The organism is Thalassospira sp. Z349TD_5, assembly GCF_056173045.1.
Genome location: NZ_CM149654.1, coordinates 3152851 through 3169782, shown reverse-complemented (window position 1 = coordinate 3169782; position 16932 = coordinate 3152851). Strand labels below are relative to the sequence as shown.

16 protein-coding genes are annotated in these 16932 nt (G+C 54.4%); 8 read left to right on the top strand and 8 right to left on the bottom strand.

The window, feature by feature from the left end; all coding sequences use genetic code 11:
- The first annotated feature begins 38 nt into the window (after nucleotides 1–38).
- The gene (gene grxC, locus AC0VXT_RS14695) at nucleotides 39–296 is read left to right on the top strand and encodes a glutaredoxin 3 (RefSeq protein ID WP_022733069.1); all 258 of its coding nucleotides are present in this window, start codon (nucleotides 39–41) and stop codon (nucleotides 294–296) included.
- A 51-nt stretch (nucleotides 297–347) separates the two neighbouring features.
- Here the strand turns inward: grxC and AC0VXT_RS14690 are convergent, their stop codons facing one another.
- Nucleotides 348–1229 carry a LysR family transcriptional regulator gene (locus AC0VXT_RS14690; protein WP_475546013.1) on the bottom strand — a complete coding sequence of 294 codons (882 nt, stop codon included), beginning with the start codon at nucleotides 1227–1229 and terminating at the stop codon, nucleotides 348–350.
- Between the two features lie 127 nt (nucleotides 1230–1356).
- On the opposite strand from AC0VXT_RS14690, the gene AC0VXT_RS14685 reads away from it, so the two are divergent.
- Nucleotides 1357–2409 (top strand): NAD(P)H-dependent flavin oxidoreductase, encoded by a 1053-nt coding sequence (locus AC0VXT_RS14685; protein WP_475546012.1) that lies wholly within the window; start codon nucleotides 1357–1359, stop codon nucleotides 2407–2409.
- A gap of 73 nt (nucleotides 2410–2482) precedes the next feature.
- Here the strand turns inward: AC0VXT_RS14685 and AC0VXT_RS14680 are convergent, their stop codons facing one another.
- The 3 genes from AC0VXT_RS14680 to AC0VXT_RS14670 form a co-directional block, all read right to left on the bottom strand.
- The gene (locus tag AC0VXT_RS14680) at nucleotides 2483–3823 is read right to left on the bottom strand and encodes an NAD(P)H-dependent oxidoreductase (RefSeq protein ID WP_475546011.1); all 1341 of its coding nucleotides are present in this window, start codon (nucleotides 3821–3823) and stop codon (nucleotides 2483–2485) included.
- A gap of 24 nt (nucleotides 3824–3847) precedes the next feature.
- A complete protein-coding gene (locus AC0VXT_RS14675; RefSeq protein WP_022733073.1) occupies nucleotides 3848–4642 on the bottom strand; it encodes a phytanoyl-CoA dioxygenase family protein in 795 nt (264 codons plus the stop codon).
- Between the two features lie 79 nt (nucleotides 4643–4721).
- Nucleotides 4722–5393 carry a GntR family transcriptional regulator gene (locus AC0VXT_RS14670; RefSeq protein WP_475546010.1) on the bottom strand — a complete coding sequence of 224 codons (672 nt, stop codon included), beginning with the start codon at nucleotides 5391–5393 and terminating at the stop codon, nucleotides 4722–4724.
- Nucleotides 5394–5663: 270 nt separating this feature from the next.
- Between AC0VXT_RS14670 and AC0VXT_RS14665 the strand changes: the two genes are divergently transcribed.
- Complete coding sequence (locus tag AC0VXT_RS14665) at nucleotides 5664–6488, top strand: carbon-nitrogen hydrolase family protein (RefSeq protein ID WP_475546009.1); 825 nt, start codon at nucleotides 5664–5666, stop codon at nucleotides 6486–6488.
- A gap of 30 nt (nucleotides 6489–6518) precedes the next feature.
- On the opposite strand, the gene AC0VXT_RS14660 is transcribed toward AC0VXT_RS14665, so the two are convergent.
- A complete protein-coding gene (locus AC0VXT_RS14660) occupies nucleotides 6519–6902 on the bottom strand; it encodes a VOC family protein (RefSeq protein WP_475546008.1) in 384 nt (127 codons plus the stop codon).
- A 238-nt stretch (nucleotides 6903–7140) separates the two neighbouring features.
- Between AC0VXT_RS14660 and AC0VXT_RS14655 the strand changes: the two genes are divergently transcribed.
- On the top strand, nucleotides 7141–7662 hold the full coding sequence (locus tag AC0VXT_RS14655) for a YHS domain-containing (seleno)protein (protein ID WP_475546007.1): 522 nt from the start codon (nucleotides 7141–7143) through the stop codon (nucleotides 7660–7662).
- A gap of 98 nt (nucleotides 7663–7760) precedes the next feature.
- Here the strand turns inward: AC0VXT_RS14655 and AC0VXT_RS14650 are convergent, their stop codons facing one another.
- Together AC0VXT_RS14650 and AC0VXT_RS14645 are read right to left on the bottom strand one after the other, a co-directional pair.
- Entirely contained in the window at nucleotides 7761–9674 is a 1914-nt protein-coding gene (locus AC0VXT_RS14650; protein WP_475546006.1) for a PhoX family protein, read from the bottom strand.
- 144 nt (nucleotides 9675–9818) lie between these two features.
- A complete protein-coding gene (locus AC0VXT_RS14645) occupies nucleotides 9819–10340 on the bottom strand; it encodes a class I SAM-dependent methyltransferase (RefSeq protein WP_475546005.1) in 522 nt (173 codons plus the stop codon).
- A gap of 115 nt (nucleotides 10341–10455) precedes the next feature.
- On the opposite strand from AC0VXT_RS14645, the gene AC0VXT_RS14640 reads away from it, so the two are divergent.
- Nucleotides 10456–10890, top strand: coding sequence for a DUF1178 family protein (locus AC0VXT_RS14640; RefSeq protein WP_022733080.1), 435 nt, complete (start codon nucleotides 10456–10458; stop codon nucleotides 10888–10890).
- 62 nt (nucleotides 10891–10952) lie between these two features.
- Here the strand turns inward: AC0VXT_RS14640 and ubiG are convergent, their stop codons facing one another.
- Nucleotides 10953–11714: a bifunctional 2-polyprenyl-6-hydroxyphenol methylase/3-demethylubiquinol 3-O-methyltransferase UbiG gene (gene ubiG / locus AC0VXT_RS14635; protein ID WP_475546004.1), complete on the bottom strand. Its 762-nt coding sequence runs from the start codon at nucleotides 11712–11714 to the stop codon at nucleotides 10953–10955.
- 463 nt (nucleotides 11715–12177) lie between these two features.
- On the opposite strand from ubiG, the gene AC0VXT_RS14630 reads away from it, so the two are divergent.
- From AC0VXT_RS14630 to ptsP, 3 genes are all read left to right on the top strand, one after another.
- Nucleotides 12178–13398: an aspartate kinase gene (locus AC0VXT_RS14630; RefSeq protein ID WP_475546003.1), complete on the top strand. Its 1221-nt coding sequence runs from the start codon at nucleotides 12178–12180 to the stop codon at nucleotides 13396–13398.
- 152 nt (nucleotides 13399–13550) lie between these two features.
- Nucleotides 13551–14579: an NAD(P)H-dependent flavin oxidoreductase gene (locus AC0VXT_RS14625; RefSeq protein ID WP_475546002.1), complete on the top strand. Its 1029-nt coding sequence runs from the start codon at nucleotides 13551–13553 to the stop codon at nucleotides 14577–14579.
- A gap of 5 nt (nucleotides 14580–14584) precedes the next feature.
- Nucleotides 14585–16867, top strand: coding sequence for a phosphoenolpyruvate--protein phosphotransferase (gene ptsP / locus AC0VXT_RS14620; protein ID WP_101299878.1), 2283 nt, complete (start codon nucleotides 14585–14587; stop codon nucleotides 16865–16867).
- Nucleotides 16868–16932: the final 65 nt, after the last annotated feature.

Sequence of the window (16932 nt, the reverse complement as noted above, 5' to 3'; positions counted from 1 at the left end):
TAAAGGCGATTGGCGGATAGAATAAGGAAGATAACCACATGGCAAAAGTTGAAGTGTATGCCACCGAATGGTGCCCGTTCTGCAAACGCGCGCGTAAGCTTCTGGAAGAAAAAGGTGCCAAGTACCAGCTGATCGACGTGATGATGGAGCCACGGCGCAAAAAGGAAATGATGGACCGTGCAAACGGAAAACATACCGTGCCGCAAATCTTCATCAATGACGAACATATCGGCGGCTGTGACGAACTGATGGCGCTAAACGCCAAGGGCGATCTGGACACCAAGCTGTCTGCATAAGTTCAAGATTCTAGATGACTAAATCGGGTGGCAATGATCGTTGCCACCCGTTTATTTTTTAATGTCGGATACGGCTTCAAGCGTTTTGCGAAATTCCGAAAATGCCGGGGTTTCAAATCCCGGGCGGCAGGCCAGAACAGTATCAACAGTCATGAGCGGATGTTCCCTGACCGGGCCAATATGGCGCATCAGATCAACGACACTGCGTGGCATGATGCTGATGCATGAACCTGCTGCTGTGCAGGCAAACATCGCGTGATAGGAACCGACTTCCTGAACCGCGAAATGTTCCTTGATTGAGCCAAAACCTGTCAGCCATTCCTCCGCCAGCATGCGATAGGTGCAACCCGGTGCAAAGGCGGCCAATGCTTTTGGTTTGATATCGCTGGCATGGCGGATATCGGGATGTCCGGGCGGCAACAACAGCACCAGCTGTTCGCGAAACAGGGCGTGCGTATCAAGTGTTCCGGGTTCCAGCCACCATTCACCCGAAGGAACTGCAATCAGCGCGCAATCAATACGCCGCCCCAGAAGGGCATCGATAAGCTGGCGGGTGGGGGCGGTTGAAAGTTCGATTGTGACGTCGGGCCATGCCTTGTTATATGCCGCAAGTGGCACGGGAAGACGGCTGGCGACTGTGCTTTCCATTGATCCGACCCGCAAGGTTCCGCACGGAGCCGACGGATTAATAACCTGTCGGGCTTCATCGGCAAGGTTCAGAATGCGATCCGCATACTCCAGAAAAGTTTCACCTTCCTGTGTGAGAAACATGCGTTTTTTTTCGCGTTGAAACAGGGCAACACCGATTTCTGTTTCAAGTTGCTGGATGCGCGTGGTGACGTTTGACGGCACCCGGCCAAGCCGTTCGGCTGCGCGTGTAATTCCCTGTTCTTTTGCGACGGTGCGAAAAATTGCCAGCGATGCAAGATCCATCGTGAATTATCCAGTACAGAATTTTCTTGAATTTATATTCATTATTAAAGAATATATGTCAATATTAATTCTTAATTCATGAAAGATGGTTGTGCCTGATGGTGCGAAAGCCTCCGGGAGGATTGAAATGCTCGATACGCTTGGTGTGACATTGCCGATTGTACAGGCCCCAATGGCCGGGGTTTCTACCCCGGCACTTGCCGCAGCGGTTTCCAATGCAGGGGGCTTGGGATCGATTGGTATCGGCGCGACTGATCCGTCCGGTGCGCGCAAAATGATCGAGGAATTACGTGCTGCGACCGACCGTGCCTTCAACGTCAATGTGTTCGTGCATGAAACACCCCAACCGGACCGGGCGCGCGAAGCGGCGTGGCTCGACGCGTTAAGGCCGTATTTTGACGCGTTCGGTGCAGCGCCGCCGTCAAGTTTGCGCACCATCTATAAAAGCTTTGCCGATGATCCGGAAATGCTCAAACTTTTGATCGATATGAAACCGGCTGTGGTCAGCCTGCATTTCGGATTGCCGTCTGCCGATGCGATTGCGGCTTTAAAACAGGCCGGGATCATGCTGTTTGCGACGGCCACCAGTCTGGACGAGGCACGCAAGATTGAGGCGGCGGGCATTGATGTCATTGTTGCACAGGGGATTGAGGCCGGCGGTCATCGCGGTGTTTTTGACCCGCATGCGCACGATGATGGTTTGGGGACCATCGCATTGACCCGTCTGCTGGTACGCCATTGCTCTTTGCCGGTTGTTGCGGCGGGCGGCATTATGGATGGTGCGGGGATTGCGGCGGTCCGTGATCTTGGCGCCGTTGCCGCCCAACTGGGGACGGCTTTTATCGCATGCCCGGAAACGTCGGCTGATGACGGATATCGCAAAGCGCTTATGGGGGATGGTGCATATCATACCCAACTGACATCGCTGATTTCCGGGCGTCCGGCCCGTGCGATTGCAAACCGCTTTACGGCTTTGGGGGATGCTTTGGAGGTCGCCGTACCATCCTATCCGATTGCTTATGACGCGGGAAAAGTATTGAATGCTGCGGCCAAGGCACAGGGCGAATACGGCTTTGGGGCGCAATGGGCCGGGCAGGGCGCGCCGCTTGCGCGTGTGATGCCCGCAGCCGAGCTTGTCGCGACCCTGATGCGGGAGTTCGACGCGGTGGATCGGAGCTAATACCTTACTGAAAATCAAAACCCCCGATCAAGATGACCGGGGGTTTTGTTGGTGGTGGCACGGGGGATTGGGTTTATTGGGAAAACTGCTGTTCCATTTCCTTGCGAAACGCGATGGCGGGGTCATGAGCATCAAATTCAACGTCATCCCATGTCAGAACCTGATCACAGGCAACCGCACGTTTGACTTTCAAATGATGGGCCAGCCCGATCGGAAGCGCATTACGGGCGCGGGATGTTTTGGCAGGCGTCAGTTTTCCGTAAACGGTATAGCCGCCTTCACCATCAAGCATGTCACCCACCGCAAGATCGCGTTTGGCGGTGGCAACGGCATCACCCGACCAGACACGCGATGATCCGGTGGCTTCATGGCGGAGTGCTGCGGACGCCACCGAAATGCCAAGTTCCAGCCCGATCAGGTGATAGGGCTTATACATTGTCGAATATTGCCCGGTGGGATCGGTGAGTAAGCCATATTCGGAAAAGCAGCGTGCGACATAATCACTCGGCGCTTCAAACGTGACATAAACGCCCCAGCGCAGATCACGAAACACCGGGCGGGTATCGCGTTCAAGGCTCGACACCACTTCGACCGTGCCCTTGCGGTCCAGAATGCCACCACTTTCACGGGGGCATAAAAGACGCGGTAAATCATCCACCCCGCAGGCCGGGAATTGCAGCCCGCAGTCCTGTGGGATGAGATCACAGGCGTTGGATACCGCCGCCATTTCGATGGCCGACTTGGTGCCATCGAGGAAGCTGTTGAAAATTTGCGGGTTCATGCCGCCCGCCTTGGCCTGATCAGGTGTCAGGCCATAATGGGTCCAGACATCATCGGGTGTGACGTGATGATAAATCGGCAGATACTTTGTGCCCTTGCCCGCACAGACAACCGATAGGCCAACCGCACGTGCCCAATCGACCATTTCGGCAATCAGGGCCGGTTGATCGCCATAGGCCATCGAATAAACCAGACCAGCAGCCTCGGCCCGCTTGGCCAAAAGCGGCCCGGCAAGAACATCGGCCTCGACATTGACCATGACGATATGGCGGCCATGCTCAATCGCCTTTAACCCGAACCGGATACCCGCCGCCGGACTGCCGGTGGCATCAATGATGACGTCAAGCCCGTCGGCCTCAATCAGCGCGTCGGCGTCTTCGGTGAGCCATGTGGTGCCGTTTTTAAGGGCCGATGCCGGGTTGGGTGCGCCATATTGCTCCGCCGACCATCCGACCCGTTTCAGCGCGCCTTTGGCGCGGTCAATGCTGAGATCGGCAATGCCCAGCACGTGATAGCCCGGATGATGCCCGGCCTGACTTAAAAACATCGATCCGAATTTACCCGCCCCGATGATACCAACCCGGACCGGATTGCCCTCATCGGCACGCTTGCGCAGTTTTGCGTCGAGATTCATTTTAGTCTCCAGCCCCGGAACTTTTTATGCCGCAGATTGCTTTGAAACCAGCTCGTCAAGGCAGTCATCGGCAAGTGGGGTGATCGGGGTGAAATCGCGGTGTGCAATCCATGGTTTGCGATTGAACGCCCGGATGTGGTTAGACACCGCACAGAGGCTGAGATAGACAATCGTTCGGTCAAACGGGCTGATGTTGGGCGGGCTGGCATGAACCAGATTGCCATGGAACATCACAACCGATCCAGCCGGACCAACCGGGGCTTCGCAGCCGCCATCTTTTGCCAGTTCGGTCACTGTTTCGCGATCAAGTGTCCATAGCGGATAGGACGTGGTTTCAAGGTCATGTCCGGCCTTCAGCACACCGGCCTTGTGGCTTTTGGGGATAAACAAAAGCGGGCCGTTGGCCGGGGTGACGTCTTCGAGGAACAGGGCAATGTTAAAGGCGCGCGGTTCGGGCATTTCGTCATCGCGCTGCCAGGTGCCGTAATCCTGATGCCATTGCCAGACCGCACCATCAAAGGCGGCCTTGGCGTTGATTTTGTATTGATGCATGTAGACCTGTTCGTCGAGAAACTGTTCAACAGGTTCAATCAGGCGGGGATGGGCGCCAAGGCGGCGGTGGGCATCGTTATAGGTGTGCGCGGCAAAGGCCGTTCGGGCAACACCGGATGTCTCGCGCCAGACCTCTTCGCGGTCGGAGGCATAAATCTTTCGGGCTTCGGACAGAAGCAAGGCGGCTTCGTCGCGGGAAAACAGTTCGGGTAGAAAAACAAAGCCCTTTTCGCGAAATTCGGCAAGTGCCGTTTCGTTGAGTTTCATGATGTTTCCTCCGATCCGCACAGTGTTGTTTTTATGGTGCGGCTGATGTGCCCGGTTGCGGGCGGTTAGGGTTCAGACCCTAGTTTGTGTGAGTCTTGGTATCCTTCATTTTCGACGTCAGGCGGTGCTTGGCATTGTTGCTATGGTTAATGGCAAGCTGTTGGGCAAGATCGCCATCGCCGGCACAAATCGCGTCGGCGATGGCTTCATGTTCCGTCCAGATCGGATCTCGGGACGATCCGCTCTGAAGATAGGCATGCATAACACGCCGGATTTGCAGCCAGACGGCTGCAGATGCCTCGGGCAATAAGGGATTACCCGAAAGGCGATAGATCGTTTGATGGAATGCGACATCGGCTGCAACAAGGTCTGCGGTGTCGCCGCTGCCCAGAGCGTGGTGTCCCTGTTGTATGGCAGCCCGCAGAGCCGATTTCCGGTTAACATCCAAGGATTGAGCCGCAAGACGGGCCGCGAGCCCGTCAAAGGCTTCTCGCAGGTCATAAACGTGACGGACCAGATTGGCATCCACTTGGGAAACGCGGTATCCGCGCCGCCCCATTGGTTCAACCAGTCCGTCACGCCGCAGCAACCCCAGAGCTTGCAACACTGGTTGCCGCGAGACATTGAGCTCCTCGGCAATAGCTTCCTGACGCAAAGGCGTTCCGGGAGGGAGAGCACCAGAACACAGCGCATCGACCAAACGGTCGTGCACTTCGTCAGTCAGACTTTTGCGACCGGAAAGAGGTTCCATCTTCAATCCTTCTTAGGTGTACGGAATACTGTATACACTAATTCGACGTCGCGAAAGGTGAAATTTCCCGATGGGGTGATTAGTCATAAATTATGAATAATTGTCCTGATTATGTGTTTTAGGTGAAAAGTCTTTGCGGCGGCTCAGAACCTGGTCATCGACACGGATGATCGCGGGTTTATATTTGTATGACTTATGGCAAATGAGACTTGCCGCCTCGGACTGACATCTCCATCATCATATGGATGATCGTAAAAAGGAGATTGCGTCATGACCCGTTTCATTGCGGCCTGCGTTCAGGTCAATTCCCGTGATGATATGACTGATAATCTTGCGCGTGCGGCGACCTATGCCCGCGATGCGCATGCGGTTGGGGCGCGGTTGATCGCATTTCCTGAAAACGTATCAATGATGTCGTTTGGCGGGGAAAATGTCCGCGCAGCGGCCTTCCTTGAAGACGAACACCCCGGACTGGCGTTTTTTGGTGATCTTGCCAAAGAATTGGAGGCGACCCTGATTGTCGGATCGCTGCATGTCAAAGCGCGCGACGAGGATCGGGTGGCCAATCGCTGCTTTGTCATCGGCCCGGATGGCAATATTATCATATCATATGACAAAATTCATATGTTCGATGTCGATCTGGCAAACGGGGAAAGCTACCGCGAAAGCAAAACATTCCGGCCCGGCGATGCGGCCCGCGTGGCGGAAACAGGCTATGGCAAAATTGGCGTGTCGATTTGCTATGACGTGCGGTTTCCCCATCTGTTTCGTGATTATGCCAAGGCCGGGGCAAAGATACTGAGCATTCCAGCCGCCTTTACCCGCACCACCGGGCAGGCACATTGGCATACGTTGCTTAAGGCACGCGCGATTGAGAACGGCTGTTTTGTCATTGCGGCTGCGCAGTGCGGCGATCATCCGGGCAACCGGCAAACATTTGGTCATTCGCTGATCATTGATCCGTGGGGCAACGTTCTGGCCGATGGCGGGACCGATCCCGGCTTTGTCACCGCCGAGATCGATCTGGATCGGGTGGCGGAAATTCGACGCATGGTGCCGTCGCTGCAGAACGAGCAGAGCTATAAACCGTGCTAGGGCATCGGGCATCGGGTTGGGCTGAAGGCGTCAGGAGTAGCTGACGATTTCAAACTCGATGCCGTCTTCATCATCGAAATAGAACCGGCGACCGGGGTCGTAGTCGGCGTGGTTTTTGGTTTGATAGCCAGATGCCTTGATCCGTTGTTCGGTGGCATCAAGATCATCCACCACAATCGCCACATGGTTCAGACCCCCACGGGTTTCATAGGAACTTTCGGAACCGTCATTTGGTCTGCCCGGCGAATAGAGTGCGACGTAACTGGATGTGTTGCCAACATGATAGGTCGTGCCATCATGGATCGCGGCCCCATGCCAGCGGATATGCCAGCCAAACCAGTCACACAGCCGCTGTGCGGTTTTGGCCGGATCGGAAACGGTGAAATTCACATGTTCGAGAAATGCTTCAGCCATGGCGGTTCTCCTTTTTGAAGGGTTAGCTTATTCCTTTGTCCTAATTCCTCAAGTTAAGTTGAGGTCAAATGTTTTTTGACATTGTTTTTAAGGGGAAGTTTTAGGGGGCATCGTGAAGATCACGCAAGCTCACGAAACAGTGTCGCAACGTCATTTCGATTTTATCGCCCCATCGGTCAATCTTTGGGCATGGCGTAAATTCAACCGGAGAACCTGGGAAATGTTAAAGCGATTTTTGATGAGTTCGGCAGTGCTTGTTGCCATGTCGGGGGCAGCGATTGCCGGTGAGCAATATGTTGATGAAACCGGCTTTGCGATTAGCGGTTATGATGCGGTGGCCTATTTCAATTTGCCACAAAAAGATCCCGGCATGATGCAGCCCCATGCCGTGCCGGGTCGGGCGGATATTACCGCCGACTATAACGGGGCGACTTGGGCGTTCGCGTCGGAAGAAAATCGCGACATGTTTTTGGCCGATCCGGCGAAATATGCCCCGAAATATGATGGTCATTGTGCCTATGGCGTTGCCAAGGGCGGCAAGGTGCCTGCCAATCCCAACCTGTGGCGGATTGTTGATGGGGAACTTTATCTTAACATCACCCCGGCGGTGGTCGGGTTCTGGAATGAGGATATCAATGGCAACATCAGTACCGCCGAAGGCAATTGGTCCGGTCTTGAGGCCAAGGATGCGTCGGAAAAAAGCTGGACTGCAATCAGCGATAATGACGGGACTTATGATGGTCCTGCACCGATAAAATAGGTGTGGAAGCGTTACCGGACCGAATGAGACCCTAAAAAGAAACAAGCCAGCTGCGATATGCAGCTGGCTTGTTCTTATAGGTCATGTGTCTGGTGCGACTAGCTGGCGATTTCGCCGCCATCCTGCTTGGTAATTGCGACAACGGATGGACGCGGAGGCATGCCATCGGCAAAGTCCGGCCAGCGCGTGCTTGGCGCGTCAAATGTCGAGCCATCCGCAGGATGCTGGACCGCGACAAACAAGGTCGTGCCGTCCGGGGTGAATTCCGGACCGCACATTTCAGCACCTTCCGGGCACGCAAAGAAGAATTTGGTCAAGGCCCGGCCCGCACCAGATACGTCGGTTGCATGCATGCCGTCCGGAATATCTGATTTTGGCGCGCCGTCGGTTGAAATCCACAAGCGTCCCTTGTGGTCGACGGCCATGTTGTCGGGGCAGGAAACCCAGCTTTCGGCGCCGGGATGATACGACGATTTGTCGTCTGAATTTGCCGGATTACCACCCAGAAGGAAGATATCCCACGTGAAGGTATCAGCGGTGTGATCGGCGTCCTTGCCCATGCCACCCGGAGGGGTCAGCTCGAGCACGTGACCATGGATGTTTTCAACGCGCGGATTGACGATATTGGCTTCTTTGCGTTTTGAGTTGTTGGTCAGCATGACATAGACCTTGCCATTGACCGGGTTGGGTTCGACATCTTCGGGGCGGTCCATCTGGGTTGCGCCCAGAAGGTCAGCAGCACGGCGCGTTTCGATCAGAACATCGGCCTGACTGTTAAAGTCGTTTTGGGCTGTCAGCGGACCATCACCGTGAACCAGTGGCATCCAGTTTACGCTGCCATCTTCGTTGAATTTGGCAACGTAAAGCGTGCCGTCTTCAAGAATGTCCATATTGGCGGCGCGGTCATTCGGATTAAATTTCTTCGATGCGACAAATTTGTACAAGTAATCGAAACGCTGATCATCTCCGGAATAGGCGACAACCGAGTTGTCTTTGTTGAGAATGACGGTAGCGCCTTCGTGCTTGAAGCGGCCAAGGGCGCTACGTTTTTTGGGCGTTGAGGTCGGATCATACGGATCGATCTCGACCATCCAGCCGAATTTGTTCGGCTCGTTGGGTTCTTTTTCCACATTGAAGCGGTCGAAATATTTGACCCAGCTGTACCAGCTGTCCGTGCTGATGCCCAGGCGCTTGTAATTGCGTTCTTCGTTGGTTTTGCTGATGTCACCACCAAAGTATCCGTTGAAGTTTTCCTCGGCGATCAGGATCGTGCCCCAAGGGGTTTTGCCGCCAGCACAATTGTTAAGTGTGCCGATAACCCGCGTGCCGGTTGGGTCACTGCTGGTTTTCAGGCGGTCATGGCCTGCGACCGCACCCGTAATGACCATTTCTGTATCAAGAGCAGAGATACGGCGTGCATATTTCGATCCGTCGATGACTTGCCACGTGCCGCCGGTTTTTTTGACTTCAACGATGGAATGCCCGTGGGCGGCAATTTCATGAAGTGCCTGTTCCTGAGACACGCCCATCGCATCTTTGAGACCCGGCCACATCAGTTCGGCGTTGGTGTATTCATGATTGACGCATAGCAGGCCGTGATCGGAGGTGTCAGAACCAACCGGCAGCGGCATGAACGCGATGAAATCGTTATTATACCCAAACTGTTTGTTTTGCGAGACGGCATCAACGGCCCCTGGCACGAACGCCGGCGCATCAGCCACAACCTTATCGCCGTAACGAATGAGAATATTGGCATCATAGCCATCGGCAACAGCGTGGGTTTTTGTGATTTTCTGTGGGATCGACTTAAAGGTCAGGGTCGATGCATCCTGTGCGCGGACCACGCCATTGGTTGCCATATAGGCACCCGCAACGGCGGAAGTTGCCATGAGGCCCTTGAAAAATCCACGGCGGGAAAGACGCGCATTGATCAGGTCGGCAACGCGGGGGTTGCTGGTTGGATTAGATGGGATGTCGTCTTGATCTTCGATAATTTCAAATTGTTCGTTCATGGCAAATTCTCTCTCTCTTTTTGGCGGGCGGTGAAACCAATAAAGAGGAAGATGCCAGAAAGATGTGCGCGATGAGTGTGACACTTGTGTTGTTTTTTTGCTTTGCGACTGCGCACGGAAAAAGCAAAATTTTCCCCATGGCTTTTAGTGCTTTCGGACAGCTATGGCCTGTTTGACAGCATGGGGATGTGGGGCGTTTTCGTGGTAAACGTCACCCTGCATCTGGTTGACTATGCGCCAGCCGGAAAACGCGGTCAGAAGTTCGTCTTCTTGTAACAGGAAGTCAGGAGAACGCGGGCGGCCATGTTTTTCATTGCCGGTCATGAATGTTTCATAGATCAGGGTGCCACCAGACCGGACCGCATCGCGCAGATGATCAAAAAGGGGGCGGTGCAGGTAATTGACCACAACAATCAGGTCAAACTGCTGGGTGCCCAACGGCCAGTGGCCGGTTTCAAGGTCGGCTTGCAGCCAGTCAATGCGTGCATCGGCGGCGCAATCGGTTTGGGAAAGATCACGGTCAAGGGCGGTTACCTGCCATCCGTGTTGGGCCAGCCAGAAACTATGCCGTCCTTTGCCACACGCAACATCAAGTGCACGGTTGTGCCCCGGTGCAGGTGAAGGGACATTTTGGGTGATCCAGTGTGACGGCAATTGGGATGACATTTTCATAAATCTTGTTTATTGAGGGTTTTGCCTGTGGCTGGCGATGTTTGCCCGTAGGGCCATATTACAGGTATCATATCGTCATGCGATCAATACGGTTTGCACACATACCATCATGATTCTATTTCAGCTTAAATGCGAACATGATCACGAATTCGAAGGCTGGTTCAAGGACGGCGCGACCTATGACGCGCAGGCCGCCGGGGGTGATTTATCCTGCCCGGTTTGCGGGACGTCCAATGTTGGCAAGGCCTTGATGGCGCCACGTCTTCGCACGACACGCCAAAAAGAAGATGCTGCTGAAAAACAGCGTCAGAAGGCGGTTGCCGAAGCCACCAAGACCGCGATTGCCGAAATCCGCAAACAGGTCGAAACAAATTGCGAGAATGTCGGCACCAAATTTGCCGAAGAAGCCCGCAAAATCCATTATGGCGAAACCGAAAAGCGCGGCATCTACGGCGAAGCGTCGATCAAGGAAACTGCCGAACTGGTCGATGAGGGCATTGATATTCATGCCTTGCCCTGGGACGACAAGACCAAGAAAAACTGATCAAGAGATCAGGTTTCTATCACCTGTCGTCGCGTCAGGTTGAAGCAAGCGTTTGCCCGTCTTTACGCCGCAGGTTTGCGTGCAATCACCATGTAATTGACGTCAAGGTCGCGTGGGGCCGGGGACCATTTGTCATTGATCGGGTTATAGGCGACGCCGGTGATATCAACCATCTCAAGTCCGGAACCACGCAAGTAACCCGACATTTCTGATGGTTTGACGAATTTGCGCCAATCATGGGTTCCGGCGGGCACCCAGCGCAGAATGTATTCCGCACCAATCTTAGCAAGGGCAAGGGATTTCAGTGTGCGGTTCAGGGTGGCGATAAACATCAAGCCGCCCGGTTTAAGCACCGACGCGCAAGCCTGCATGAAAAACTGCGGGTCATCGACATGTTCGATGACTTCCATGTTCAGCACGACGTCAAACTGCTTGCCCTCATCGGCCAGCATTTCGGGCGTGCCGCAGCGATAGTCGATCTCCAGCCCGGATTGTTGGGCGTGGACCTTGGCGACATCGATGTTGTTTTGCGCCGCATCGACGGAGGTCATTTTGGCCCCCATGCGGGCAAGCGGTTCGGACAGAAGGCCCGCACCACAGCCGATATCGATGATTTCGATGTCCTTGAGCGGTTCAATGGTGTTGGGATCGCGACCCACATGGGCGCAAATATTGTCGCGAAGCAACTGTAGGCGCACCGGGTTGAATTTATGCAGCGGCTTCATCACCCCATTTGGGTCCCACCATTCTTCAGCCATGGCGGCAAAACGTGCAATTTCCTCGGCATTGGCAGTGCGGCTGGTTTTGGTGGGGGCTTCCGACATGGCGTGGCTCCGAAGGCGTGATGTCAAATATGCTGTGCTCTGCATTGTTTACGCGGGGACGCCTGGCAAGGCAATACTTCGGTGCAAAGCGGTGGCTGTCATATGTTGGTAGGGATGGACGTGCAAGCGATCTTTCTTAAGGCGTTTAGGGGGGCTGGTGACTTTGGAAAAGGTGCCCTGCGCAAAATGTATGGATGATCAGGGTTATTAGGTAAAATTCGTGGAAAATTTCATTGAATTTGCCCATCACGAACGATTGGGAGCATTTTTGCAGAGAAAAAATGCATCGACGCAATTTATCGGCTTGGTTGATGCTTGTTTCGCAATGCGTATGGCAGTATTGATAACGCCGCCCGGATCAGGAGTAGCGCTGTATATAGAGCATGCACCCTTGGTTCGGCACCGGATCACATGCCGTCATTTTCGGACAGCCGATCGACGGCGAGCATAGCGGGGATACTTCATGGCCCGTATTGTCATGAAATTTGGCGGCACTTCAGTCGCCGATGTCGAAAAAATCAAGAATGTCGCACGCCGGGTTAAAGCCGAGGTCGATGCAGGCAATCAGGTTGCGGTTGTTGTCTCGGCGATGTCGGGCAAGACCAACGAACTGGTTGGCTGGGCACAGGAAGTGTCGCCGATGTATGATGCGCGTGAATATGACGTCATCGTATCGTCGGGCGAACAGGTGACTGTCGGCCTTTTGGCTATGGCCCTGCAAAGCATGGATGTGGCAGCACGGTCGTGGCTGGGATGGCAAATTCCGCTTAAGACCGATGGCGCACATGCCAAGGCACGCATCAAGGAAATCGACACCACCGAACTTGATAAACGCCTGAATGGTGGCGAAGTTGTCTGTGTGGCCGGGTTCCAGGGGATTGCACCCGATAACCGGATTACCACGCTGGGCCGTGGTGGGTCCGATACATCGGCGGTGGCACTGGCGGCGGCATTGAATGCGGACCGTTGCGATATCTACACCGATGTTGAAGGGGTCTATACCACCGACCCGCGGATCGTGCCCAAGGCGCGCAAGATTGATAAGATTACCTACGAAGAAATGCTGGAACTCGCTTCGCTGGGTGCGAAGGTCCTTCAGACCCGATCGGTTGAGATGGCGATGAACCATCGCGTCCGGGTTCAGGTCCGTTCGACCTTTAGCGAAGCAGAAGGAACACTTGTTGTAGACGAGGACGAGATCGTGGAACAGGAAGTCGTAAGCGGGATTGCCTATAGCCGTGACGAAGCCAAGATTACCTTGGTCAAAGTTGCGGACAAGCCGGGCATCGCTGCTTCTATCTTCAGCCCGTTGGCTGATGCGAACATCAATGTCAACATGATCGTGCAGAACGTCTCTGAAGACGGGAAAAGCACGGATATGACCTTTACCGTTCCGCGCGGAGAATTCCAGCGTGCGCTTCAGGTCATTGAAAAGAACAAGGCGCATATCGCCTATCAGGAACTGCTGAGCACATCGGATGTGACCAAAGTGTCGATCATTGGTGTTGGGATGCGGTCCCATGTTGGCGTGGCACGCAAAATGTTTGAGACCCTGGCTGAAAAGGGCATCAACATTCAGGTCATCTCAACCTCGGAAATCAAGGTCAGTGTTCTGATCGCCGAGGAATATACCGAACTTGCGGTTCGTGCCCTGCACACCGCATACGGTCTGGATGCCGATTAAATTTAGCGGGGCATTCGCTTTTTACGCGATTAAGCCACTGTTAAAGTAAGTATAATACTACATACTAGCTGGGGCTTCTTGGTTTCAGCTTTCTTGATGAAATGGCAGGGGACCTCGCGTTCCCTGCATTTCTGCTTTGGGGTACAGACAATATGAGCGATCCGAAATTTGACGCAGCACGCGCGCGCCTTGAAACATTGTGGGCAGCGGGCAAAGACTTTCTGGGAACCGATTACGCCATTATGGCTGGCGCAATGTCGTGGGTGTCAGAACGTCACCTTGTGTCGGCTGTGTCGAATGCGGGTGGTTTCGGGGTGATTGCCTGTGGCTCGATGACGCCGGATTTGCTGTCGGCTGAAATTGCCGCCACCAAGGAAATGACCAAGAAGCCGTTTGGCGTCAATCTGATCACCATGCATCCGATGCTTGATGACCTGATCGAGGTTTGCCGCGAACATAATGTGGGGCATGTGGTTCTTGCGGGTGGGTTGCCGTCATCGGCCTCAATCAAAAAGGCCAAGGAATTTGCCAAGGTTATTTGTTTTGCGCCGGCACTTGTTCTGACCAAAAAGCTGATCCGGTCGGGTGCGGATGCGCTGGTGATCGAGGGCAGTGAAGCCGGGGGGCACGTTGGCCCGGTGTCATTGACGGTTCTCGCACAGGAAATCCTGCCCCATGTTGCCGATGTTCCGGTGTTCTGTGCTGGTGGTATTGGGCGCGGCGAAGCAATCACCGGGTTGCTTGAGCAGGGCGCATCTGGTGTGCAGATCGGAACGCGTCTGGTCTGTGCCGAAGAATGCATTGCCCATCCCGATTTCAAAAAGGCCTTTATCCGTGCCAGCGCACGTGATGCGATTACCACGGTTCAGCTTGATGATCGTTTCCCGGTTATTCCGGTGCGTGCCCTTGCCAACAAGGGGACCGATGAATTCCGCGATAAACAGCGTGCGGTGATTGAAAAGTTCCGCGCAGGTGAGCTAGATCAAGGCGAAGCCCAGCTTGAAATTGAACACTTCTGGGCGGGTGCATTGCGCCGTGCCGTGATTGACGGTGACGTTGAAAGTGGATCGGTTATGGCAGGGCAGTCGGTTGGTATGGTAAAGAAAGAACAATCGGTTACCGAAATTCTTGAAGAGCTGGTCGAACAGGCCGTTCAATCCCTGGTTAAGAGAGACGACTAAGACAGATGAGCATTCCGTCCGCCGCAGTTTCTGGCCCGCGACGCCTTTTAAAGCGCGTCCGCGACGTTATGGCTGGACCGGGGACTGCGGAGGAACGCCTTGGACAGATCGTGACCATTATTGCAGCCGATATGGTGGCAGAGGTGTGTTCGGTCTATGTGATGCGTGCGGGCGAGGTGCTTGAGCTGTTTGCGACATGTGGTCTGTCCAAAGAGGCAATCCACATGACGCGCCTTCGGGTGGGTGAGGGGATTGTCGGGTTTGTTGCCGCCCATGCGCGGCCCCTGAACCTTAAGGACGCGCAAAGTCATCCGAACTTTGCCTATCGCCCGGAAACCGGCGAGGAAATCTATCATTCCATGATCGGTGTGCCAGTCTTGCGCGGGGGCCGTATCATTGGCGTTTTGGCCGTGCAGAACCGCACCGAACGCCTGTATTCCGAGGACGAGCAGGAAGCGCTTGAAAACGTTGCCATGGTGCTGGCCGAAATGGTCGCCGGTGGTGAGTTGGTCAGCCGCGAAGAACTTATTCCGACCGATGGCATCGCACTTTTGCCGCTGCGTCTTGGCGGGGCAAGGCTTGCGCCGGGGATTGGCAAGGGGATTGCCGTTCTGCATGAGCCGCGCATTGTCATTGACCGCATGGTGTCAGACGACCCGGAAGAAGAACTGACCCGGTTGCGTGAAGCCATGCGGGCCTTGCAGAACCATCTTGATAAGATGCTTGAGGCGGTTTCCGATATTGACGGCCTTGATGAGGCGGACGATCCGGGCGACATCCTTGAGGCCTATCGGATGATCGCCCAGGATACCGGCTGGCTGAACCGAATTACCGAGGCGGTCCATACCGGGTTGACGGCCGAAGCCGCCGTGCAGAAGGTCCATGATGATACCCGTGCACGCATGGCGCAGGTGACCGATCCGTATTTGCGCGAACGCCTGCACGACCTTGAAGACCTTGCCAACCGGTTGTTGCAGCATTTGTCCGGCCAGTATCAGTCGCCGGCATTTGGTGATCTGCCCGATGAAATTATTCTGGTGGCGCGCAACATCGGCCCGGCGGAACTTCTGGATTACGATCACACCCGTTTGCGCGGGCTGGCGCTTGAGGAAGGGTCGCATACATCGCATGTGGCGATTGTGGCCCGTGCCCTTGATATTCCGGTTCTTGGCGGGGTTAAGGGCGTTCTAGACAAGGTCGAAGGCGGCGATCCGCTGATTGTGGATGCCGACAATGCCCAATTGTTCGTGCGCCCCAGCGAAGATGTCCGTGCGGTTATTGACGGGGCGCTTAAGGCCCGTGCACAGCGCAAGGCGCTTTATGCGCAGATGCGCGATATGCCGTCGTGTACGACCGATGGGGTGGATGTTTCGCTTAATATCAATGCGGGGCTTTTGATTGATGTGCCCCATGTCATTGAAAGCGGCGCGGATGGTATTGGTCTGTACCGCACAGAAATCCCGTTCATGGTGCGATCTGCCATGCCCGACATCACCGATCAGACAAAATTATATAACCGTATTTTCGAGCAGGCCGAAGGCCGCCCAATCGTATTTCGGACGCTGGATGTCGGCGGTGACAAATTGTTGCCCTATTGGGAAGATATGACTGAAGAGAACCCGGCAATGGGGTGGCGTTCAATCCGCATTACGCTCGATCGGCCTGCCGTGCTGGTGCATCAGCTGCGCGCCTTGATCCGTGCGGGGCATGATCGTGATCTTTATATCATGTTCCCGATGATCGCCGAAGTTGCCGAGTTTGATCAGGCGAAAGCCCTGCTTGATGATCAGTTACGGCGTGAAGCCGAACGTGGTTTTGTGCCGCGCAAGGTTGAAGTTGGCGCGATGCTTGAGGTGCCAGCCCTTATCTGGCAGGCACCGGCCTTGCTTAAGCGTGTTGACTTCCTGTCGGTGGGGACCAACGATCTGTTGCAGTTTATGTTTGCCGCAGATCGTGGTAATCCGCGGATTGAAGGACGATATGATACATTATCACCCAGCGTTTTCGCATTTATGCGCCAGTTGGTGACGCTGTGTGACGAGAAAGATGTCCGGTTAACCATTTGTGGCGAAATGGCCGGGCGACCGTTAGAGGCAATGGCCCTTATCGGCTTGGGAATAAAGCGTTTATCTATGGCACCTGCGTCTATCGGTCCTGTAAAGGAAATGGTTAGAAGTATGTGCAAGTATGAAGTTGAACGTTATGTTCTGACGATAATGAATAATTCCACCAGATCATTGCGATCCCGTCTTAAGGCTTTCGCAATAGATCACGGTGTAAAACTTTAAAAACAATCGCTTTTGGTGGGGATTTCTGATATTTTTATTGCTAGATCGTAACGTGGGGGTGCGGA